Source organism: Mesorhizobium sp. CU3 (genome assembly GCF_006442965.1).
Lineage (GTDB): Bacteria > Pseudomonadota > Alphaproteobacteria > Rhizobiales > Rhizobiaceae > Mesorhizobium.
Map to the genome: position 1 here is coordinate 1 of NZ_VFWX01000020.1, position 20,847 is coordinate 20,847.

The window sequence follows — 20,847 nt, forward strand, 5'->3', positions numbered from 1 at the left end:
CATCCTCAGTGCAATGATCCGAAACAACGAACCTTGGAATCCAAACAGGTTCTGACAAACACAGTTGCTCATCCGTCTCGGCGCTAGTGCGCCGATCCACCTTCTCCCACAAGGGGAGAAGGGAAGTGGCGCTCAATGCCGGAAATGCCTTACCCCGGTAAACACCATGGCTATGCCGTGCTCATCCGCTGCGGCGATGACGTCGTCGTCGCGCATCGAGCCGCCGGGCTGGATGACGGCGGTGGCGCCGGCTTCGATGGCGGACAGCAGGCCGTCAGCGAAGGGGAAGAAGGCGTCCGACGCAACGACGGAGCCTTTGGTCAGCGGTTCGGCGAGGCCGGCGGCTTCGGCTGCGTCGAGCGCCTTGCGGGCGGCGATGCGCGAGGAATCGACGCGGCTCATCTGGCCGGCGCCGATGCCGACCGTCGCCCCGTCCTTGACATAGACGATGGCGTTCGACTTGACGTGCTTGGCGACGCGGAAGGCGAATTTGAGGTCGGCCAGCTCGGCCGGTGTCGGCGCGCGCTTGGTCACCACCTTGAGATCGAGGTTGTCGACCACGGCGTTGTCGCGGCCCTGCACCAAGAGCCCGCCGGCGACGGATTTCACCGTCGTGCCGGCGGCGCGCGGGTCGGGCAGGCCGCCAGTGACCAGAAGGCGCAGGTTCTTCTTCGCCGCGACGATCGCGGCCGCTTCGTCGGTGGCGTCGGGCGCGATAATGACCTCGGTGAAGGTTTTCACGATCTCCTCCGCCGCCTCGGCGTCGAGGACGCGGTTCATCGCTACGATGCCGCCGAAGGCCGAGATCGGATCACAGGCCAGCGCCTTGGCATAGGCCGCCTTCAGCGTCTCGCCCTCGGCGACGCCGCAGGGGTTGGCATGCTTGATGATGGCGATCGCCGCCGAGCGGGCGGGATCGAATTCGCCGACCAGTTCGAAGGCGGCGTCGGTGTCGTTGATGTTGTTGTAGGAGAGTTGCTTGCCCTGCAGCTGTCTGGCGGTGGCGACGCCCGGGCGCTTGTCGCCCGACAGGTAGAAGCCCGCGCTCTGGTGAGGGTTCTCGCCATAGCGCATGACCTGGTCGAGACGGCCGCCAAAGGCGCGCCAGGTCGGATGCTCGATCTCAAGCGCTTCGGCGAACCAGCTCGAGATCGCCGCATCGTAGGTGGCGGTGCGGGCGAAGGCCTTGGCGGCCAGCATCTTGCGGAAATCCAGCGACAACGAGCCGAGGTTCATCTCCAGCGCGTTGAGCACGGCCGCATAGTCGGCCGGGTCGGTGACGATGGCGACATAGGCATGGTTCTTGGCCGAGGCGCGGATCATCGCCGGACCGCCGATATCGACGTTCTCGACGATCGAGGCATAGCCGGCGCCGGAGCGGCGCACTTCCTCGAACGGGTAGAGATTGGAGACGACGAGGTCGATCGGCTCGATGTGATGGTCGCGCATCGCCTTGGCATGGTCGGCGTCGTCGCGGATGCCGAGCAGCGCGCCATGCACCGAAGGGTGCAAGGTCTTCACCCGGCCGTCCATGATCTCGGGAAAGCCGGTGATTTCCGAAACATCGCGCACCGCCAGGCCAGCCTCGGCGATCGCCTTGGCCGTGCCGCCGGTCGAGACCAGCTCGACGCCGGCGGCGGCCAGCGCCTTCGCCAGCTCGATCAGCCCGGTCTTGTCGAAGACCGAAAGCAGCGCGCGGCGAACAGGAACGAGATCGGGCGCCGGAATGTTTTTCGTGGGCACGGCCATGGGTCGACGGCCTTTCAAGGCTGATTGGAAGAGACCGCGCCGTATCACATGACATCAGGAAATCAAGCGCCGCGCGGCCGGTTCACAAGCTGTTGCGGGATGTCAGTTGTTTTCCGGATAGCCGGCGATGTCGGTGCGGGTCAGCTGCCAGTGGATCTCGGCAACCTCCGAGGCCTTGAAGGCCAGCACGATCTGACGGCTGCGGCGCGGCCCGCCGAGGCCGGCGAAGTAGATCGATTCCTCTACCTCGGGCACCACTTCCGCGCAGGTGAACACCCAGGTGTCGCCCTGCGAGGCGGCAAGGGTCAGCCGGTCGTGCTCGTCCTGCAGCAGGTTGATGTCGGGATGGACGTGGAAACGCAGCGTGACATAGTCGCGGCCATTGTTGCGGACCGCGCCGCCGCCGGGCCGCAGGAAGCGGTCGCGGCCGGTCAGCACGTTGCCGCCGCTGGCAAGCTTCAACTCGCGCTCGTGCAGGAAGCCGAATTGCGCGGCATAGCCGTCATGGCGGGCGACGAAGCCATGCATGCCTTTCTGGTCGAGGCGCTTGCAGGGCACATGCTGAGGGCCGCCGATCAGCGGCGAGCCCAAAAGGTCGCTGACTCGGAGCGAATGGCTGAAACGCGCCGATGAGGTGTCGTTGACGGTCGCGGTCGAATGCGCGGCAGTGGCCCGCGCCAGCGGCCGGAACTCAGGCGCGCCGAACGCGTCGATGCCGGCATTGACGATGAAATGCTGGCGCCCGGACGAAAGCTCGAAAGCGAGGCAGCCGGCATGCGCAGTGTTCGAGACGTCGATCGGCGGCGGCAGGCCGGTGTCGGCGATCACCGTCACGCCACCCAATGACAGGCGCTCATAACCGGAATGCGGCGCATGCAGCAGCGGCGCGCCGGCGGTGTCGTCATGGCGCATGATGGTGGCGATGCGGTCGTGGAAGGTGGCACCCATGCCGTTGAATCGGGCGAGGCTGCCGTCCTGATGGCGGAAGAAGCGCAGCGCCGGCAGCATGCGGTCGATGGCGCCGATCAGCGCCGGCGGCGGCGCCTCGGCCTGGTTGGCGTAAGTCTGGCGCAGCGGCAGAAGGTCGGCCAGCAGCTCCAGCACCGCCATCGGGTTGCGCGAGATGTGGCCGCCGTCCGGCAGGATCTGGCGATCAAGCTCTTCAGCCAGATAGCGTGTCGAGGAGCGCAGCGCCGAGGCCGGCGCCGGTAGCGACAGGGCGGCGAAGGCCAGCGCGATCCGGGCGCGCAGCCTGCCTTCGCCATCCTGCATCTCGCGCACCATCGAGCGGAGATAGCGGATCTGCACGGCGAGCGATTTGAGGAAGGCACGATAGAAGGGGAATTCGGCGCCCTGCAGCACCACCGAGGAGTGCTGCAGCCAGGCGATCACGCGCTTGGCGGTGGTGCCCGGTTCCCAGGCGACGCCCGAAATCTGGTTGCCATGCATGGCGATCCAGTCACTTACCAGGGCCCGCGCATTGGCGGCGGCAAGCTCGGTGCCGGCGGCGCGCATGTGGCGCAGCCAGCGGAAGCCGTGCAGCGATTTCTGCCAGCCGCGATTGGGCACGTCGAGCTGAAAGGGCGAGCGGCCGCCGGTCTCGACCATGTGGCCGGACAGCGGATAGCGGCCGTAATAAATTTCGAGTGCTATCTGCGGATCGGCGAGCCTTAGATCCGGCGGCGCGATCAGAACACGTTCGGGCGTGCGGCCGGAATAGCGCCAGCGATAGACAGGTCCAGCGCGCAAACGCCGGCGTGTCTTGCGCCAGAACTCCTTCGCGACAAGCGTCCAAAGACGCGTCGTGCTGCCGGCAACAAGTGCCAAGCGCCCTCCTGATTTCCCCATTACCCAAGCACAAGCTTATGCGATTCAAGAATTTATGCGAAGGCGGTTTTCGCCTAAGTGAACCGCTTCACGCTGGTCCAGCCCGGTCGTGCCAGAAAAAGTCCTGTCTTTACCGCGCCATACCGCTGGTTGAGGGGCGGTTGCGTCGTTGCTTAGCCACGCTTGTGGCGGCGCCGGAATTCGCTCGGCGAACAGGACTCGCGATCCCTGAACAGGCGGGAAAAGTAAAATGCGTCTTGGATGCCGACCGCCGCCGCCACGCTTTCGACCGGCGAATCGCCGGCCACCAGCAACTGCTTGGCAAGGTCGAGCCGAATGCGCAGCTGGAACGCCTTAGGCGACAGGCCGGTGTGCTGCGCGAACTTGCGGCGCAGCGTCGCCGGCGACATTGCAAATTGCGCGGCGAACGCCTCGAGGTCGAGCGGTTCGATGGCGCGGGCGCGCAACGCCTCGATCACCAACTGGAAATCGGGACCGGTTTCGCCGGCGCTTGCGCCCGCCGCCTGGCGGGCGGCGCGCGCGACCAGTCCATGCAGTGTCGCTGCGGCTTCAGCGTGGGCCAGCGCGGTGTCCAGCGACAGTTCGGCATGCAGACGGTCGAACAGATGCTGCATGCCGCCAAGGTCCGACACGGCAACGACCGGCGCCTGCTCGGCGATGAGCCGCATGCGCGTGAAGTCGCGCGTCATGGCGCCGGTGAACAGGGCCCAGCGCTCGCTCCAGCCGGCATCGTCCGGCCCATAGGAATGCGTTCTTCCCGGAAACAGCCAGAACAGGCTGGGTGCGACAACCGCCTGCCTGCCGGCAGCCTTCGTTTCCAGCCAGCCTTGCCCGTCCTCCACCAGGACGACGGCGAAGTCCGGCAGTTTTCGTCCGACGATGGCCCGGCTGACGCGGTGCCGGCCGATCCCCTTCACGGCCAGCCCGGCCATCGCAGCCGGCGGCGAGCGATACAGTGCAAAATGCCGGTCGGTCATGAGCGAAAAATCCAGGCTGGTATTTCTGTCCATGGGCAATCGCCGCGATAATAGGCATTCTTTGCCTGGATCGAAAATCCTTGAGTGAGTGAAATGTCGATACCGGCAGCAAAATCGTCTCCCAGCATCGCATTGACCGCTAACGACAAGGTGCTGTCTACGGCGCCGAATCGGCTGGGGCGTCTCAGCCCTACCCGGCCCTCGATCGGCATCGAGTCGCTTCGCCAGCTCTATGCGGCGCAAGGCTATCTCTGGCTGAAGGGCTTGCTGCCGCGCCACGAGGTGATCCAGTTTCGCGGCTGGGTGCTGTCGCATCTGGCCGAGAGCGGGCTGCTGAAGCCGGGGACCGATACCTCGCTCGGCATTGCCTCTGACGGCGGCTTCGATCGTCAGCTTGCCGATCGCCGGCTGATGGCGCTGGTACGCTCGACCGCCTATGAAGGCTTTTGCGCGCAGCCTCGCATGTCACGCCTGATGGACGCCTTTGTCGGCGGCTTGTCCTATCTGCACAAGCGCAAGATCATGCGCTTCACCATGCCGGGCACCACCACGGCGACGCCGGCGCATTACGATTTGGTCTATCTGCGCGGCGGCACCAGCCGGGTGGTGACGGCCTGGATACCGCTCGGCGACACGCCGGTCGACATGGGCGGGCTGATCTATCTGGAAGGTTCGCACGCCGTCGGCGCCGCCATGGAGGCGCAGTTCGCGCGGGACAATGCGGGGCTGAGCCCGGAAGAACGCATCAGCGCCTATAACCGCAACATGGGCGAAGGTGGCTGGGTGTCGAAGGACCTGCCCGCAACGGCGGAGCGGTTCGACACGCGCTGGCTGACGGCCGATTACGAGGCGGGCGACGTGGTCTTGCACTCGCCCTACATGATCCATGCCTCCACGACCAACCAGAGCGCCGAAGGCCTGATCCGGCTGTCTACCGACATCCGCTACCAGAATGTCGATGACGAGATCGACGCGCGGTGGGGGAGCCACTGGAGCCTAGGGGACATGCTTTAGGATGTATCGATATTCAGGTGAGGCTGGCACGTGAACGAGGGCTCCATGTCACGGCCAGCGCGGCCAGATTTCACCGCTTGCTGCGGTAATCGTCGCAGTGGTTCGCGACTGGCCGATGCCTCCGTGACGTCGTCATCCACGGGCGGAGCAAGGAGCGGAGCGACGCGCGCAGACCCGAGGATCCATGCCGTGACTTTGATCGTATGGTGCAGCGGAGCAGAATTCTGCACCCTTGCAACGCTTCGAAGTCACGGAATGGATTCCAGGGTCTGCGCGCGTCGCTTCGCTCCTTGCTCCGCCCTGGAATGACGAGGTTCGGAAGCTTCGGGTAATCGTCGAAGGCTGCGATCCGCCGGCACCCACTCGAAAGCGTCAGCGCCAAGAAATCCTATCCAGCCCTTCGCATCCGCGCGGCGAAGAAGCCGTCGAGGCCGGAAATGCCAGGCGAGCCCAAGTCCATGTCCGCGGGCGTGGTGCGCAACGTGCCTTCGGGGGTCAGGAACGGATCGATGCCGGCGAACTCGCCGGGCTGGATCGGATCGTCGGTCACGCCCGCGGTCTCAGCGAGGAAGGCGCGATAGAGTTCCTCGCCCTCCAGCGGGTCGAGCGAGCAGTTGGAAAAGACGATGCGTCCGCCGGGCCTAACGAGGTGGACGGCGTGGTCGAGCAGCTTCCTTTGCAAGGCGGCGAGCTTTTCGACATCGGCCATGGTCTTCGTCCAGGGCACGTCGGGATGGCGGCGCACGGTGCCGGTCGAGGAGCAGGGTGCGTCGAGCAGCACGGCGTCGAAGAGTTGCGGGGGCTTGTAGTCGAGCAGGTCGGTCTGGGCGAGTTCGGCGCTCAATCCGAGGCGCTCGAGATTCTGCTTGAGCCGCGCCAGCCGGTTCTTCGAGGTGTCGACGGCGGTGACGTTGGCGCCGGCCAGGATCAACTGCGCCGTCTTGCCGCCGGGCGCGGCGCAAAGGTCGGCGACGCGCTGTCCACTTATGTCGCCGAACAGCCGCGCCGGCAGGCTGGCCGCTGCATCCTGTACCCACCAGGCGCCGTCGGCGAAGCCGGGCAGCTCGGTGACGTTGGCGGCGAGCTTTTCGACACGCACGGCGCCGGTCGGCAGCACGATGCCGCCTAGACGCTCGGCCCAGAGCGCCGGATCGGATTTGACGGTGAAATCGACAGGCGCCTCATAGCGATGCGCGGCGAGGATGGCGCGCGTCTTGCCTGCCCCATAGGCCGCGGTCAGTCGCCCGGCGAACCATGGCGGCGCCTCGCTGGTGGCGGCCAGCGCCGGGGCAAGCTCGGTGTCCTTGGCGCGGGCGAGCGAGCGCAGCACGCCATTGACCAGGCCGGAAAAGCGCGTGGTGCGCGGATCCGACTTGGCGTGGGTCACGGCGAGGTCGACGGCGGCGCTGTCGGGCACATCGAGGAACAGGATCTGCGCGGCGGCGACATGCAGGATATGCGAGAGCGCGGTGGCGTTGGGCGGCAGCGGCTTTTCCAGCCGCCGGGACAACAGCCCGGCAATGGTCATGCGATGGCGCAGCGCCGTGACCAGGATGGCGCGCACCAGCGCGCGGTCGCGGCCGTCCAGCGCCTTGTATTGCGGATGGCCATGCTCGTTGTCGGTCAGGCCGTCGAGCGGGGTATGGGCATCGATGACGGCGGCAAGCAGCCGCGCGGCGGCCTTGCGCGCGGCAAGGCCGGCGACGTTTTCATCGCCGGCCTGGTGTTGCGCATTGCCTTGATGCGGGCGCCTCGGCGGCTTCACGACCACGGACCCCTGGACCGGACATTGCGCGGCCCGGTCGGGTTGCGGCCCCATGGATTGGGTTTCGGCGGCGCCGGCTCGGCAGGCTGCACTGCCTCCGTTCGCTTGCCCCACGGTCCGACTGGCGGCTCCTCGGGTTGGCTGGCCGGCGCGGAAGCTTGGCGTTGCGGTGCCGGCCGGGTGTTGCCCATCTCGCGCGCCATCTCCTGCCGCGCCATCTCCTGCAAAGCGGCGATGCGGTTCTCGGTGCTCGGATGGGTCGAGAACAGATTGTCCATGCGCTCGCCGTGCAGCGGGTTGATGATGAAGAGATGCGCCATCGCCGGGTTGCGCTCGGCGTCCGGATTAGGGATCTCCTCGGCGCCGCGGGCGATCTTGTTGAGCGCCGACGCCAGCCATAGCGGATTGCCGCAGATCTCGGCACCGCGCCGGTCGGCCTCGTATTCGCGGGTGCGGCTCACCGCCATCTGCACGATCATGGCAGCAAAGGGCGCCACGATCATCGCGACGAGCACGCCGACGAAGCCGAACGGGTTGTTGTTCTCGCGGCTGCCGCCGAGGAAGAAGGCAAAATTGCCGAGCATCGAGATGGCGCCGGCAAACGTCGCCACGATCGTCATGGTCAGCGTGTCGCGATGCTCAACGTGCGCAAGCTCATGCGCCATCACCGCGGCGACTTCTTCGTGGCTCAGCCGCTCGAGCAGCCCCGTCGATGCGGCGACCGCTGCATTTTGGGGGTTGCGGCCGGTGGCGAAGGCGTTGGGCTGCGGACTGTCGATCAGATAGGTCTTCGGCATCGGCAGGCCGGCCTGCTTGGCCAGCGCCTCGACGATGGCGTGAAATTCGGGCGCGTTCTTGGCGTCGACCTCCACGGCGCGGTTCATCGACAGCACCATCTTGTCGGCGTTCCAGTAGCTGAACAGGTTCATGCCGGCGGCGATCAAAAGCGCGACGATCATGCCGCCAGAGCCGCCGATCAGATAGCCGACGCCCATGAACAGCGCCGTCATCGCGGCGAGAAGCATGGCGGTGCGAAGCGTGTTCATCGTTTCATCCGTCTCAGGTCAGGGCGAACAGGAGTCGATCCTCTCAGTTTCGTGGCTATATGTTTCATGGCTATATGATGGGAAACGGTCGCTCCCGTTTCAATCGGCAAGGACTTATCGCATGATCGAAGAGCCAGGCAAAACCGAAGCCGCCAACGCGGATGAAAAGCCGCAAAAGCTGCTCACGCCGGAAGCGCAGCGCGCGCTCGCCGAAGCCGAAGCGAGGCGCCAGTCGTACCGCGAGGCGGAAGCCCATCTGCCGAAAGAGATCGGCGGCCGCGGCGGCAAGGAACCTGGCCGCTACGGCGACTGGGAAGTGAAAGGCCTCGCTACGGACTTCTAAGCGACCGCGCGTTCCAGCGCGAGTGCCAGCCAGCCCTTCTCATCGACCGTTATGCCGATCTCGTCATAGGAGTGGATCGTCGGGTGCGGCGTGACCATCGGATGGACATGCGTGGCCGCGATCACCATCACCGATGCGCCGGACGCTTCGCCGGCCGCGATGCCGGCCGGCGCATCCTCGAAGACGAGGCAGTCGCGCGCCTCGACGCCCAGGCGTTGGGCGGCCAGGAGAAAACAGTCCGGTGCCGGTTTGCCATGATTGACGTCTTCCGCCGTGACCATCGTCGCCGGAACCGGAATGCCGGCGGCCTTGATGCGCAGCAGAGCGAGCTCGCGCGGCGCCGAGGTGACGATCGCCCAACGATCGCGAGGCAACGATTCGAGGAAGGCGACGGCGCCCGGGATCGGGACGATGCCTTCGAGGTCGTCCATTTCAGCCTTGAGCAGCGCATCGGCTTCGGCCACGGCGTCGACGCCCGGCAGCTTCAGTGCGCCGATCGTCTCGATCGCCCGCTTGCCGTGGATGGTCGGCAGGAAGGCGGCCACGTCCAGCCCATGGCGCTCGGCCCATTTCGTCCAGACCCGTTCCGCCGCGGCGATCGAGTTGAGCACCGTGCCGTCCATGTCGAAAAGAAAGGCGGCGAACTTTCTGCCTGCAAACATCGGATACCTTGGGTTTGTTTCTGGGAGGTGGCTGCAACCTAGAGCATTTCACCGTTTCACGGAAACGGCGAAATGCTCATAGGATTGTCTTGACGCAATTTCGGACGGAAGGCGACGGCGAAGTCGCCGCGCCCAACCGCTTCACACTTTTCCTGAAATTGCTCTAGCCGCGATGGCCACATGTGGGAAGGCGGCATTTCGACTTGGACGAGGAACAACAGCCGGTTTGCCGCGTTCTTCGAGCTGTAATCCAACAACACCAAAAAGGGGGAACGCGATGCTGATACGGCTCGGCTATGAAATCGCCGTCGAATGCGACGCCGCGACGCCGATTATCTCCTTGCTCGACATCCATCCCGAACGCCAGGGCGACATCAAGCGGCAGACGCGGGTGCTGACTTCGCCCTCGGTGCCGACACGCACCTATCACGACCGCCACGGCAATGTCTGCCGCCGCTTCACCGCACCCGCCGGGATGTTCCGTATCCTCTACGACGCGGCGATCGAGGACAGCGGCGAAACCGACGAGGTCAACACGCTGGCGCGCGAGACGCCGGTGGCTGAGTTGCCCGACGATGTACTGGTCTACCTGCTCGGCAGCCGCTATTGCGAGACCGACCATTTGAGCGGCCTCGCCTGGCAGTTGTTCGGCCACCTGCCGCCGGGCTGGGCGCGCGTTCAGGCGATCGTCGATTACGTCAACAGCCGGCTCTCCTTCGGCTACGGCTATGCGCGCGCCACCCGCACTGCGGCGCAGGCGCATGAGGAGCGGGTCGGGGTCTGCCGCGACTTCGCGCATCTGGCGATCACGCTTTGCCGATGCATGAACATTCCGGCGCGCTATCTGAACGGCTATCTCGGCGATATCGGCGTGCCCGCCGATCCGGCGCCGATGGATTTCTCGGCCTGGATGGAAGTTTTCCTCGACGGCAAATGGTACACATTCGACCCGCGCCACAATCGGCCGCGGATCGGCCGTGTCGTCATCGCGCGCGGCCGCGACGCCACCGACGTGCCGTTGCTGCACAGTTTCGGCCCGCATCGGCTCGCGCTGTTCAAGGTGTGGACCTACGAGCAGGAAAGCAACCGCTTCAACCCGCCGCATCACGGTATCGATCGGACGGCGAGCGCACAGATGCTGGCATAGGGTCTGTCGATATTCAGGGGAGGCCGGCCTCACGTGAATCTCAACATACCTGCGCCGGAACCTGTCCTAGTCCGGTTCATGTCGGCCCTTGAACCGCTTCGGGACAGGCATGCTGTGCCGAAGCGGGAGGGGTCGGAACCACCGGCCCAATTATGGTAAGTGCTTTATGAATGGGATCATCCTATTGGTTTTCCGTTTACCGGTCGTTTACCTTTCTGTTTTCGTAAATATAATAAAAACAATTAGTTAACCTGCTATCGATGGTCGTTCGATTGGGCAAGAACCTGGGCTGGCCGAAATCCTGCAACACCCCTGCCGAGCGGCATCGATGCCGCAGACAGCGGAGGCGGAAGGGATGCGGCAGTTCAGAGGTGTCGTTCGTGGGGTGGACGGCTTTGCCCGGAATCGTGATGGCAACATCGCGATTCTGTTCGGAGCTGCCGTATCGGTCCTGGCACTGGGCGTGGGCTTCGCGGTCAATATCTCGCAGCTCTATAATGCGCGATCGAGCCTGCAGGGCGTGGTCGATGCGGCGGTGACCTCAACGGCACGCGATCTCACGCTCGGCGTCATCAAGGAAGCCGATGCCAACAAAACGGTGCAGTCGTTCCTCGACGCCAACAGCAACGCCGGCATCCTGCAGACCAACCAGATCGTGCTCGACAAGCTCACCGTCGACAGGACGGCCAGCACCGTGCAGGCGGATGCGCATGTCGATGTCGGGCTCTATTTTCCGGTATTCAGCACCGGCGACATGCGCCGGGTGACGGCTTCGACCACAGCGCTCTATTCCAACAAGACGGTCGAAGTGGCGATGATGCTCGACGTCACCGGTTCGATGGCGGGGCAAAAGATCAAGGATCTCAGGACAGCGGCGAGCAACGCCGTCAATTCGTTCCTTAGCGGCCAGAGCGCCTCCAATCCGCGAGTGCGCGTGGCGATCGTGCCTTATGCCAATTCGGTCAATGTCGGCTCACTTGCCGCAAGCACCGTCTTCGTCGAGACCCAGGCAAGCGATCGCAAGCAGGCGCCGGGCAACAGCGACCCGAAATATGTCTCGGCATCGACCCGGCCGGACAATTGCGCGACCGAGCGCAAGGGCGCCTATCAGTATTCGGATGCCGGGCCCGGCGTCAGCATGGTCAATCGCGATCTCTTTTTGTCCGCCTTCGCCCAGCAGACCGGCACGGCAGCCTGTCCGGTCGCGACGGTTCAGCCGCTGACGGCAAATGCCTCCACGCTGAACAGCGTGATCAAGAATCTTGTCGCGTCCGGCGGCACTGCCGGCCATATCGGGGTGCAATGGGCCTGGTACATGCTTTCGGAAAACTGGGGCAGCGTGATGAACGCTTCGCAACGGCCGGCCAAGATGGATCCGAAGAAGGTGGCCAAATACGTGATCCTGATGACCGACGGCGAATTCAACCTGTCCTATTTCGATGCCGACAACGTCAATCAGGTCTACAACGATGCCGGCAAGGTGCAGACGCGCACGGCGGCGACGACGCTATGCTCGGCTATGCGCGACCAGGGCATAGAGATTTTCACCATCGGCTTCGCGCTGACCGAGACGAACGCCAAGTCGACACTGCAATCCTGCGCCAGCCCCGATACGGCAAACAGCAAGCATTTCTATCAGGCAGCCAACGGCGCGGAACTCGATCAGGCCTTCCAGTCGATCGTTCGCAACATCGACAACCTCACAGTGACCAAGTAGCGGTCGGACGCCGCCTGGAACTCACGCGTTCCAAAAGGAAAAGGCCGCCGCTTCTCGCGAAGCCGGCGGCCTTCCGTGTTTCCGTCCATGACGCGGCTCTGGCGATAACCCCTTCGGGCTACCTGCCGCGCGTCTCGCGCCTTAACGGGAAGACTGCTTCCCGGAAGTGCAATCCGCTGAGCTCACGTTATAGGAAACGAAATCACTCGACATCGGATCACCTCCTTTCAGTTCGTTGAACACACCCAGATGATGGGGTGCGTCGCGGCAAAAGACAAGGGGTGCCGATTTTTGCCGCGACCACTGCGGGCCTTTCGCCTTGGGCCTTGGCTTGGCGCAACCATGCCGACGGATCGCTGCCTTCCTGCGAGACCGCTGATGTTTCTCGAGGGATTGAAGACAAATACTATTGGTTGTACAGGCCGAAACAATGGGGGCCGGCTCGAAGCAACGTCTACAGGCACTTGATGGGATCCGAGCTTATGCGGCGCTCGCGGTCATCGTATATCACGCCATCTTGTTGGTCGATCATGGGCTCATTCAGCGCGTGTTGCCAAAGACGTTCTGGGAGGTGGACGCCAGCGATATTTGGGTGAAGGTCTGGCTCTCGACCTTCAATGGCGCGGCGGCCGTGGAGCTGTTCTTTCTGCTAAGCGGCTGCGTACTCGTCCGGTCGTTGGATGCGGCCAAGGGTACGTGGCTGGCGGTGTCAACTTCTTTTGCCATCAAGCGCGCTCTGCGCATCTATCCAGGCTTGATCCCGTGCGTCGCGGTGACCGCAGCGGTTACCCCGTCCGCCTTCTCATGGGGCGATATTGCCGGCAACATGGCACTGTGGAACTTCGATGTCGTCGGCCCGAGTTGGACCTTGCAGGTGGAGATGCTTGCGCTTCCGCTCCTGCTCATCGTGGGCCTGCTGCATCGGAAGTGGGGCGCCTGGGGGATCCTCGCTGTGTTGGCCGTGGCTTTTATCGCGAGAAAGAACCATGAGGTGTTCATAGCTCCATTGCTTGGCCAATTCGGCTATCTTTTCGTGCTGGGTAGCTTGGCGCCGAGCCGGGTTGGGAGTGTCGTGGCGTCGTTGGCCAAGCCTGTCGGTTGGGTGCCCGTCGTCGTTGCCTTCGTCTTTCTTCGGCAATGCGTCGGTGGAATGGATCTGGAGACGGCGGCTCTCGGCTTTGTCTTGTTGGCGCTGCTCTATCACGATGACAGAGCGGCCACGTCGCCCGTGCTCGTGTCGCGGGTGCCGCAATTTCTCGGGAAGCTGAGTTTCGGCATCTACCTCTGGAATGTGCCCTTCTTCTATATGCCGTATCTGGTGCCGAAAGCGCTGCTGTCTCTCGATACCGTAACTGCAGGGCTCATCATTTCCGCGGTCATCATCCCGCTGAGCATTGTTCTCGCGACGCTCAGCCATTGGCTTATCGAGACGCCCGGCATAGCGCTGGGGAAGCGCTTGGCAAACCTCGCGGATTTTGGTTCGCGTCGCCTCCCGGCGCCGGAAGCGGCAAGCTGATCCGCTCCATCATGTTTTTTCGACGCCGCTCACGCTTTCTCTGGAATTGCTCTGGCCGGGCTGAGGGCGGCTCTTATGGGCGCCTCGTCTAATGGAATAGCAGACGGGCCGTTCTTCGAAGCGGCGCGTACCCACTTTTCAACTGCTTGACAGAAATCGCATCGGCGCGCCGATCTCGATGCGCGCCGGCCGGTCGACGGTGCAATAGACGCCGAGATTGTGGGCGTTGTGGCGCACCACATTGCGCAGGATGCCGGGGTCGTTGTCGAAGCCGTCCTGCGCAATGATGGTGAAGCCGCAGCGGCGGCACGGCTCCGAGACGGTGAGCAAAAGGTCGCCGATGGCGAGCTTGCGGCCGATCCATTCGGTTTCGGGAAAAGACCCTTCGATCGGCGCCATGTCGACGACGATGTTGGGCCGGAAACGGCGCGGGTCGGGCGCGCCTTCCGGATGCAGCGCCTTCAACCGCGCCAGCGAGGCGGTGGTAAGCAGGTGGATCGGCGCCTTGGCGTAGCGGGCCTCGGTCAGCGGGCCGACATAGGAGGGCGCGGCCTGCTCCGCGCCGAACGGGCGGATCGACGCTTCGAAGCCGAGAAAGGCGGAGATGGCGCGATCGCTTCGAGGGTCGGGCGCCGGCAGCCAGTCGCCGCCGGGTATCGATACTTCCAGGCGCCGGTCCCCGGTCAGCCGGGTGCGCAGCAACGGCGCCTTGTGCCACCTCGCTTCGCGGTCCGGCCGCGCGATCTCGCCGTCGGCATCGACGAGGCCGAACAGCCGGTCGCCGTCGACGGTCGTTGCGCCGACGGAGATGGCGTCGAGCCGCTCGCCGGCGAGCGAGCTTGCCGGATAGCGCCAGAGCTGGCTGACGGCGCCGAGTGCGGCCTCTTTATCCATCAGGCCTTCTTGTTCTGCCGGTTGGCGACGAGATCGTCGACGACGGCCGGATCGGCCAATGTCGAGGTGTCGCCGAGCGCGCCGAAATCGTCCTCGGCGATCTTGCGCAGAATGCGGCGCATGATCTTGCCGGAGCGGGTTTTCGGCAGGCCGGGCGCGAACTGGATCTTGTCGGGCGAGGCGATGGCGCCGATCTCCTTGCGGACATGGCCGATCAGCTCCTTTCGCAATTCCTCGCTCGGCTCCACGCCCTTCATCAAGGTGACATAGCTGTAGATGCCCTGGCCCTTGATGTCGTGCGGGTAGCCGACGACGGCGGCTTCCGAAACCTTCTCGTGGCTGACCAGCGCCGACTCCACCTCGGCCGTGCCCATGCGGTGGCCGGAGACGTTGATGACGTCGTCGACGCGGCCGGTGATCCAGTAATAGCCGTCGGCGTCGCGGCGGCAGCCGTCGCCGGTGAAGTACTTGCCCTTGTAGGTCGAGAAATAGGTCTGCACGAAGCGGTCGTGGTCGCCATAGACGGTGCGCATCTGGCCCGGCCAGGAATCGACAATGCAGAGATTGCCGTCGGTGGCGCCGTCCAGCACCTTGCCTTCGCCGTCGACCAACTGCGGCTTGATGCCGAAGAAGGGCCGCGTGGCCGAGCCGGCCTTCAACTGCGTGGCGCCCGGCAGCGGCGTGATCATGATGCCGCCGGTCTCGGTCTGCCACCATGTGTCGACGATCGGCACCTTGCCGTTGCCGACGACGTTGAAATACCACTCCCAGGCTTCCGGGTTGATCGGCTCGCCGACGGAACCCAGCACGCGCAGCGACTTGCGCGAGGTCTTCTTCACCGGGTCGTTGCCGGCGCCCATCAGGGCGCGCAGGGCGGTCGGGGCGGTGTAGAAGATGTTGACCTGGTGCTTGTCGATGACTTCCCAAAAGCGCGACTGCGAGGGGTAGTTCGGCACGCCCTCGAACATCAGCGTCGTGGCGCCGTTGGCCAGCGGCCCGTAGACGATGTAGCTGTGGCCGGTCACCCAGCCGACATCGGCGGTGCACCAGTAGATGTCGCCGTCATGATAGTCGAAGACATATTGGTGCGTCATCGAGGCGTAGACGAGGTAGCCGCCGGTGGTGTGCAGCACGCCCTTCGGCTTACCCGTTGAACCCGACGTGTAGAGGATGAACAGCGGATCCTCGGCCTTCATCTTCTCGGGCTTGCATTCGGCTTTCACCGAGGCGACCTCGTCGTGGTACCAGACGTCGCGGCCCGGCGCCCAGCCGACCTTGCCGCCGGTGCGGCGCACGACGACAACCTTGTCGACCATGACGAAGTTCTTGGCGGCGATATCGATCGCCTTGTCGGTGTTCTCCTTCAGCGGGATGGCCTTGCCGCCGCGCAGGCCTTCGTCGGCGGTGATGACGAAGGTCGATTCGCAGTCGACGATGCGGCCGGCCAGCGCGTCGGGCGAAAAGCCGCCGAAGACGATCGAGTGGATGGCGCCGATGCGTGTGCAGGCAAGCATCGCGTACGCCGCTTCCGGGATCATCGGCATGTAGATTGTGACGCGGTCGCCCTTCTTGACGCCGTGCTTCTTCATCACGTTGGCGAGCCGGCAGACATGCTCGTAAAGCTCGTTGTAAGTGATCTTCTTGTCGTCGTAGGGATTGTCGCCTTCCCAGATGATGGCGGTCTGGTTGCCGCGCTTCTTCAGGTGTCGGTCGATGCAGTTGTAGGAGACGTTGGTCAGGCCGTCCTCGAACCATTTGATCGAGACCTTGCCGTCGAATGAGGTGTTCTTGACCTTGGTAAAGGGCTTGAACCAGTCGATGCGCTTGCCGTGCTTGCCCCAGAACTTGTCCGGGTTCTTCACGCTGTCGGCATACCATTTGAGATAGGTGTCGTTGTCGATCAGCGCGTTCTTCTTCCACGCCGGCTGGACGCGGTGGACATGAACCTCGGACATTTTTTTGCTTTCCTCCCGAACCGTTCCGCCGGCCTGGGCGCCGTCGGTCGCGGCGAAGCAGCCGCGAATTTCGCGGGCATTATTAACAGTTCCACGCCGACGGCAACATTAGACGTTGGATTCGCGTGGCGGGATGACGCAGGGGCAACCGAACAGCCTGTCAGCACTCGCGCTCCAACGCTGCTAACTACATGTTTTGGCGAAGGAAATGCCGGCTGCGATCAGAAAAAATCAATAGACAGTTAAGCAACTAAGCGCAGAATCGGAAGCGGGAGGAAAGGAGATCGATGCCTTAAGGGGGCTGCGATGCACGACCATTGTGAAATGGACCTGATGCTCAGGGGCTATGGGCTGACCACGGCCAAGATTCTCTATCACTTCCCCGACCACCCGCATTTGCTGCAAAGCTATATCTGGCAGGACTACGACATCGCACCGAAGTTCCCGGTGCTGATCCGCTTCATCGAGTTCTGGAAGACCAAGCTCGACGGACCGCTGCATTCGGTGACCTACACGCACCAGAAGCTGATCGCGCCGAATGAATGGCGGAAGGTGGACGGGGAGTTTTTGGTGCACTGAGCGGTGGCGCAGAAGTGTCAGCGGACTGTTTGCGTGATGTACCCGCATGCCTTGGTGGTTAGCGGAAATGCGCCATCGCTTCGTCATCCTCGGGCTTGACCCGAGGATCCATGCCGTGACGTTAGCCGTAGAGTGCAACGGAGCAGAATTCTGCACCGTTGCAGCGCCTTGAAGTCGCGGCATGGATCCTAGGGTCTGCGCGCGTCGCTACGCTCCTTGCTCCGCCCTAGGATGACGAACCTCAGAGGCCGCGGCCAACTACAAGCGTTTGCTCTGACTCAGCCAGCTCTCACACCGCAGGCGGATTGAGCCGGGCAAAACCTTCCTGGCGCCGATAGGGAAAGTACGGGTAGGGCGCCGTCACCGCGCTTGCTTCATCCAGCGTCTTGATTTGTTCCGGCGTCAAACTCCACCCGACGGCGCCGAGGTTCTGGCGCAACTGTTCCTCGTTGCGGGCGCCGATGATGACGGACGAAACGGTCGGCCGCTGCAGGAGCCAGTTGATGGCGATCTGCGGCACGGTCTTGCCGGTTTCGGAAGCGACCACCTCAAGTGCGTCGACCACGCGGTAAAGAAGCTCGTCCTCGACCGGCGGGCCAAAGTCGGCCGTGCCGTGCAGCCGGCTCTGTTCCGGCAGCTTCTGGCCGCGGCGGATCTTGCCGGTCAGCCGGCCCCAGCCGAGCGGGCTCCACACCAGCGCGCCGACGCCCTGGTCGAGGCCGAGCGGCATCAGCTCCCATTCATAGTCACGGCCGAGCAGCGAGTAATAGACCTGGTGCGCGACATAGCGCGGGTAGCCATGCCTGTCAGCGAGGGCGAGCGACTTCATCACCTGCCAGCCGGAGAAGTTCGAGACGCCGACATAACGCAGCTTGCCTGAGCGCACGAGGTCGTCGAGCGCCGACAACACCTCCTCGATCGGCGTCGAGGCATCGAAGGCGTGGAGTTGGAGCAGGTCGATATAGTCGGTGCCGAGGCGCTTCAGCGCCGCGTCGACGGAGCGGATCAGGCGCGAGCGCGACGAGCCCCAGTCGGCCGGGCCGTCGCCCATCGGCAGCGACGTCTTGGTCGAGATCAGCACCGCGTCGCGGCGGCCCTTGATCGCCTCGCCCAGCACCTCCTCCGAGGCGCCGGCTGAATAGACATCCGCGGTGTCGAAGAGATTGACGCCCGCCTCCACGCAGATGTCGATGAGACGGCGGGCCTCCTTGGCGTCGCTGTTGCCCCAATGGCTGAACAGCGGGCCGGAGCCGCCAAAGGTTCCGGCGCCGAAGGAAAGCGCCGGCACGCGAAGGCCGGAAGCGCCAAGAGGTCGGTAGTCCATCTTCATTCTCCTGATTGTCGAAGGAAATCGCTGATCAGCACGAGGCCGGCGCCGGCGTGACGATGGCTGGGCTGCGCTCCAGGCGCAGCGCCAGGACCACGACGGCAAGTGCCGCGAGCGGCACCAAGGCGGCGACGAGCGGGACGGCGCCGAGGCCGGGGCCATGGTCGATGACGAAGCCGCCGAGCCAGGCGCCGATGGCGTTGCCGAGGTTGAAGGCGGCGATGTTGAAGGAAGAGGCAAGGCCCTGGCCGGCGCCCTGCGCCTTCTCCAACACCCACATCTGCAGCGGCGCGACGGTGGCGAAGGCGGCAGCACCCAGCAGGCCGACGGCGAGGATGGCCGCGAGCGGCTGATGCATCGCGGCGGTCATGACGAAGAGCACGGCCGAAAGCGCGACCAGCGTGCCGATCACCGTGGGCACCAGGCGCCTGTCGGCGAGACGTCCGCCGAGCAAATTGCCGGCGACCAGGCCGCCGCCGAAAACGAGCAGGATCGGCGACACCGAAGCTTCGGAAAAGCCGCTGATGCGGGTCAGCATCGGCGCCAGATAGGTGAAGGCGGCAAAGACGCCTACCCAGCTCAGGACGGTGGTCAAAAGTCCAAGCAGCACCGGCCGCCGGCCGAGCACGGCGAGCGTGCCTTCGGAGCTTTCGTCCTCGCTCGCCGCCGCCGGTTCATCGCGCGGCACCAGCAATGCGATGACGGCAAAGGCGACGACGCCGACCAGCGTCACGGCAAGGAACGTGGAGCGCCAGCCATAGGCCTGGCCGAGCCAGGTGCCGAAGGGCACGCCGAGGATGTTGGCGACGGTGAGGCCGGTGAACATCAGGGCGATGGCCGAAGCCTTCCTGGTGGGCGCGACCAGGCTGGTGGCGACGACCGAGCCGACGCCGAAGAAGGAGGCGTGCGCGAAGGCGGTCAGCACGCGCGCGGCCATCAGCGTCCAGTAATCGGGCGCCAGCGCACAGGCGAGGTTGCCGATTGTGAAGACCACCATAAGCGCAAGCAGCAAGGTCTTGCGCGACAGGCGGCCGGTCAGCGCGCCAAGCAGCGGCGCGCCGACGACGACGCCGAGCGCATAGCCGGAAATGAGCAGGCCGGCAGCCGAGATCGAGACGCCGAGATCGGCGCTGACATCGAGCAGCAGGCCCATGATGACGAATTCGGTGACGCCAATGCCGAAGGCGCCGGCGGTGAGGGCATAGAGTGCAAGGGGCATGGCGATGGTCCGATTGTCATGAACAGGACGCCTCAGTCCTGCGCCCCGGATTTTTGCTGGCGCATGATCTTTCCCGAAAACCGGTTTCCGCTTTTCGGGATCATGCACGGGGAAAATCGTGATCCGACAAGCTGTGAACCAGCCTTGCATGAGGCATATTTTCTGTGAAATAGATTCACGAATGGCGAGACCCGAGATCAACCGCTCCGGCGAGATCGAAGTGTTCGTGCGCGTCGTTGAGGCGGGCAGTTTTTCCGCCGCGGCGCGGCGGCTTCGCATGACGCCGTCGGCGGTCAGCAAATTGATCGCGCGGCTGGAGGCGCGGCTCGGCGCTCGGCTGATCAGCCGCTCGACGCGCAAGCTGCAGCTCACCCCGGAGGGCGCTGCCTTCCATGACAGTGGCCTGCGCATCCTCGCCGATCTGGACGCGGCCGAGCGCGAAGCGGCGGCGGGGTCGGCTCCGCGCGGCAGGTTGAGGGTCAATTCCTATGTGCCGTTCGGTCAGCACCGGCTGATGGCGCTGCTGCCGCGTTTCCTGGAGCGCTATCCCGAGATTACCGTCGAGGCGGTCCTGACCGACAACGTCATCGATCTCTTGGAAGAGCGCGCAGACGTCGCCATCCGCGCCGGGCCGCTCAGCGAATCACGGCTGGTGGCGCGCAAGCTCGGCCAGAGCCGGATGGTGCTGGTGGCGTCGCCGGCCTATCTCGAAGCGCGCGGCACGCCGCGCACGCTGTCCGACCTCGCTCGCCACAATATGCTGGCTTTCGGCTTCGCCCGGCATATCGACGGCTGGCCCTTCGTCGACGCGGCAGGCAAATCGCTCATCCTGCCGATCGTCGGCAACATGTCGCTGACCGACGGCGAAGCGATGCGGCGCACGACGCTGGCCGGGGCCGGCATTGCGCGGCTGGCGCGCTGGCATGTCCAGCCCGACATCGATGCCGGGCTGCTCGTGCCGCTGCTGGAGGACTTCAATCCCGGCGACGAGGAGCCGACGCATGCCGTCTATGTCGGCCAGGGCAAGCATTTGCCGGCACGGGTGCGGGCTTTTCTGGATTTTCTCGCCGAGACTGTGCGTCTCTAAAA

The 20,847-nt window shown here is 64.5% G+C and carries 17 protein-coding genes; 7 read left to right on the forward strand and 10 right to left on the reverse strand.

The genetic code is table 11. The annotated features are described in order from the left end of the window. Positions 1 to 132: 132 nt before the first annotated feature. From purH to FJ988_RS25375, 3 genes are all read right to left on the reverse strand, one after another. The gene (purH, locus tag FJ988_RS25365; protein WP_140821098.1) at positions 133 to 1,749 is read right to left on the reverse strand and encodes a bifunctional phosphoribosylaminoimidazolecarboxamide formyltransferase/IMP cyclohydrolase; all 1,617 of its coding nucleotides are present in this window, start codon (positions 1,747 to 1,749) and stop codon (positions 133 to 135) included. Positions 1,750 to 1,851: 102 nt separating this feature from the next. Further along, positions 1,852 to 3,597 carry a heparinase II/III family protein gene (locus tag FJ988_RS25370; RefSeq protein ID WP_181183667.1) on the reverse strand — a complete coding sequence of 582 codons (1,746 nt, stop codon included), beginning with the start codon at positions 3,595 to 3,597 and terminating at the stop codon, positions 1,852 to 1,854. 152 nt (positions 3,598 to 3,749) lie between these two features. Continuing rightward, positions 3,750 to 4,607, reverse strand: a complete 858-nt coding sequence (locus FJ988_RS25375) for an AraC family transcriptional regulator (RefSeq protein ID WP_407067706.1) — start codon at positions 4,605 to 4,607, stop codon at positions 3,750 to 3,752. Between the two features lie 60 nt (positions 4,608 to 4,667). Between FJ988_RS25375 and FJ988_RS25380 the strand changes: the two genes are divergently transcribed. After that, a complete protein-coding gene (locus FJ988_RS25380; RefSeq protein ID WP_140821102.1) occupies positions 4,668 to 5,588 on the forward strand; it encodes a phytanoyl-CoA dioxygenase family protein in 921 nt (306 codons plus the stop codon). Between the two features lie 388 nt (positions 5,589 to 5,976). Here FJ988_RS25380 and FJ988_RS25385 read toward each other — a convergent pair whose 3' ends face one another. Next, entirely contained in the window at positions 5,977 to 7,407 is a 1,431-nt protein-coding gene (locus FJ988_RS25385; protein ID WP_140821104.1) for an RsmB/NOP family class I SAM-dependent RNA methyltransferase, read from the reverse strand. Beyond that, positions 7,350 to 8,399 carry a zinc metalloprotease HtpX gene (gene htpX / locus FJ988_RS25390; RefSeq protein WP_140821106.1) on the reverse strand — a complete coding sequence of 350 codons (1,050 nt, stop codon included), beginning with the start codon at positions 8,397 to 8,399 and terminating at the stop codon, positions 7,350 to 7,352. The genes FJ988_RS25385 and htpX overlap by 58 nt, the downstream gene beginning before the upstream one ends. A 121-nt stretch (positions 8,400 to 8,520) precedes the next feature. Here htpX and FJ988_RS25395 point away from each other — a divergent pair, with 121 nt between their 5' ends. Continuing rightward, on the forward strand, positions 8,521 to 8,742 hold the full coding sequence (locus FJ988_RS25395; RefSeq protein ID WP_140821120.1) for a DUF1674 domain-containing protein: 222 nt from the start codon (positions 8,521 to 8,523) through the stop codon (positions 8,740 to 8,742). Here the strand turns inward: FJ988_RS25395 and FJ988_RS25400 are convergent. Then, positions 8,739 to 9,404 (reverse strand): HAD-IA family hydrolase, encoded by a 666-nt coding sequence (locus FJ988_RS25400; RefSeq protein ID WP_140821122.1) that lies wholly within the window; start codon positions 9,402 to 9,404, stop codon positions 8,739 to 8,741. The two genes, FJ988_RS25395 and FJ988_RS25400, sit on opposite strands and share 4 nt — an antisense overlap. Before the next feature lie 277 nt (positions 9,405 to 9,681). Between FJ988_RS25400 and FJ988_RS25405 the strand changes: the two genes are divergently transcribed. The 3 genes from FJ988_RS25405 (at position 9,682) to FJ988_RS25415 (ending at position 13,784) form a co-directional block, all read left to right on the forward strand. Further along, a complete protein-coding gene (locus FJ988_RS25405) occupies positions 9,682 to 10,551 on the forward strand; it encodes a transglutaminase family protein (RefSeq protein ID WP_140821124.1) in 870 nt (289 codons plus the stop codon). Positions 10,552 to 10,906: 355 nt separating this feature from the next. After that, a complete protein-coding gene (locus FJ988_RS25410) occupies positions 10,907 to 12,268 on the forward strand; it encodes a pilus assembly protein (protein ID WP_140821126.1) in 1,362 nt (453 codons plus the stop codon). A gap of 409 nt (positions 12,269 to 12,677) precedes the next feature. Next, the gene (locus FJ988_RS25415) at positions 12,678 to 13,784 is read left to right on the forward strand and encodes an acyltransferase (RefSeq protein ID WP_181183668.1); all 1,107 of its coding nucleotides are present in this window, start codon (positions 12,678 to 12,680) and stop codon (positions 13,782 to 13,784) included. Between the two features lie 138 nt (positions 13,785 to 13,922). Here the strand turns inward: FJ988_RS25415 and FJ988_RS25420 are convergent, their stop codons facing one another. After that, a complete protein-coding gene (locus FJ988_RS25420) occupies positions 13,923 to 14,678 on the reverse strand; it encodes an MOSC domain-containing protein (RefSeq protein ID WP_140821130.1) in 756 nt (251 codons plus the stop codon). Continuing rightward, positions 14,678 to 16,633 carry an acetate--CoA ligase gene (gene acs, locus FJ988_RS25425; protein ID WP_140821133.1) on the reverse strand — a complete coding sequence of 652 codons (1,956 nt, stop codon included), beginning with the start codon at positions 16,631 to 16,633 and terminating at the stop codon, positions 14,678 to 14,680. Before acs ends, FJ988_RS25420 begins: the two co-directional genes overlap by 1 nt. A 306-nt stretch (positions 16,634 to 16,939) precedes the next feature. On the opposite strand from acs, the gene FJ988_RS25430 reads away from it, so the two are divergent. Beyond that, complete coding sequence (locus FJ988_RS25430) at positions 16,940 to 17,212, forward strand: usg protein (RefSeq protein ID WP_140821135.1); 273 nt, start codon at positions 16,940 to 16,942, stop codon at positions 17,210 to 17,212. Positions 17,213 to 17,501: 289 nt separating this feature from the next. On the opposite strand, the gene FJ988_RS25435 is transcribed toward FJ988_RS25430, so the two are convergent. Together FJ988_RS25435 and FJ988_RS25440 are read right to left on the reverse strand one after the other, a co-directional pair. Beyond that, a complete protein-coding gene (locus tag FJ988_RS25435; protein WP_140821137.1) occupies positions 17,502 to 18,536 on the reverse strand; it encodes an aldo/keto reductase in 1,035 nt (344 codons plus the stop codon). Positions 18,537 to 18,570: 34 nt separating this feature from the next. After that, positions 18,571 to 19,758 (reverse strand): MFS transporter, encoded by a 1,188-nt coding sequence (locus FJ988_RS25440; RefSeq protein ID WP_140821139.1) that lies wholly within the window; start codon positions 19,756 to 19,758, stop codon positions 18,571 to 18,573. A gap of 181 nt (positions 19,759 to 19,939) precedes the next feature. Here FJ988_RS25440 and FJ988_RS25445 point away from each other — a divergent pair, with 181 nt between their 5' ends. Continuing rightward, complete coding sequence (locus FJ988_RS25445) at positions 19,940 to 20,845, forward strand: LysR family transcriptional regulator (RefSeq protein WP_140821141.1); 906 nt, start codon at positions 19,940 to 19,942, stop codon at positions 20,843 to 20,845. Positions 20,846 to 20,847 lie beyond the last annotated feature (2 nt).

Coding starts and splice junctions, on each gene's coding strand:
- purH (WP_140821098.1), bottom strand. CDS start 1,749: ATGGCCGTGCCCACGAAAAACATTCCGGCGCCCGATCTCGTTCCTGTT.
- FJ988_RS25370 (WP_181183667.1), bottom strand. CDS start 3,597: ATGGGGAAATCAGGAGGGCGCTTGGCACTTGTTGCCGGCAGCACGACG.
- FJ988_RS25375 (WP_407067706.1), bottom strand. CDS start 4,607: ATGGACAGAAATACCAGCCTGGATTTTTCGCTCATGACCGACCGGCAT.
- FJ988_RS25380 (WP_140821102.1), top strand. CDS start 4,668: ATGTCGATACCGGCAGCAAAATCGTCTCCCAGCATCGCATTGACCGCT.
- FJ988_RS25385 (WP_140821104.1), bottom strand. CDS start 7,407: ATGGGGCCGCAACCCGACCGGGCCGCGCAATGTCCGGTCCAGGGGTCC.
- htpX (WP_140821106.1), bottom strand. CDS start 8,399: ATGAACACGCTTCGCACCGCCATGCTTCTCGCCGCGATGACGGCGCTG.
- FJ988_RS25395 (WP_140821120.1), top strand. CDS start 8,521: ATGATCGAAGAGCCAGGCAAAACCGAAGCCGCCAACGCGGATGAAAAG.
- FJ988_RS25400 (WP_140821122.1), bottom strand. CDS start 9,404: ATGTTTGCAGGCAGAAAGTTCGCCGCCTTTCTTTTCGACATGGACGGC.
- FJ988_RS25405 (WP_140821124.1), top strand. CDS start 9,682: ATGCTGATACGGCTCGGCTATGAAATCGCCGTCGAATGCGACGCCGCG.
- FJ988_RS25410 (WP_140821126.1), top strand. CDS start 10,907: ATGCGGCAGTTCAGAGGTGTCGTTCGTGGGGTGGACGGCTTTGCCCGG.
- FJ988_RS25420 (WP_140821130.1), bottom strand. CDS start 14,678: ATGGATAAAGAGGCCGCACTCGGCGCCGTCAGCCAGCTCTGGCGCTAT.
- acs (WP_140821133.1), bottom strand. CDS start 16,633: ATGTCCGAGGTTCATGTCCACCGCGTCCAGCCGGCGTGGAAGAAGAAC.
- FJ988_RS25430 (WP_140821135.1), top strand. CDS start 16,940: ATGCACGACCATTGTGAAATGGACCTGATGCTCAGGGGCTATGGGCTG.
- FJ988_RS25435 (WP_140821137.1), bottom strand. CDS start 18,536: ATGGACTACCGACCTCTTGGCGCTTCCGGCCTTCGCGTGCCGGCGCTT.
- FJ988_RS25440 (WP_140821139.1), bottom strand. CDS start 19,758: ATGCCCCTTGCACTCTATGCCCTCACCGCCGGCGCCTTCGGCATTGGC.
- FJ988_RS25445 (WP_140821141.1), top strand. CDS start 19,940: ATGGCGAGACCCGAGATCAACCGCTCCGGCGAGATCGAAGTGTTCGTG.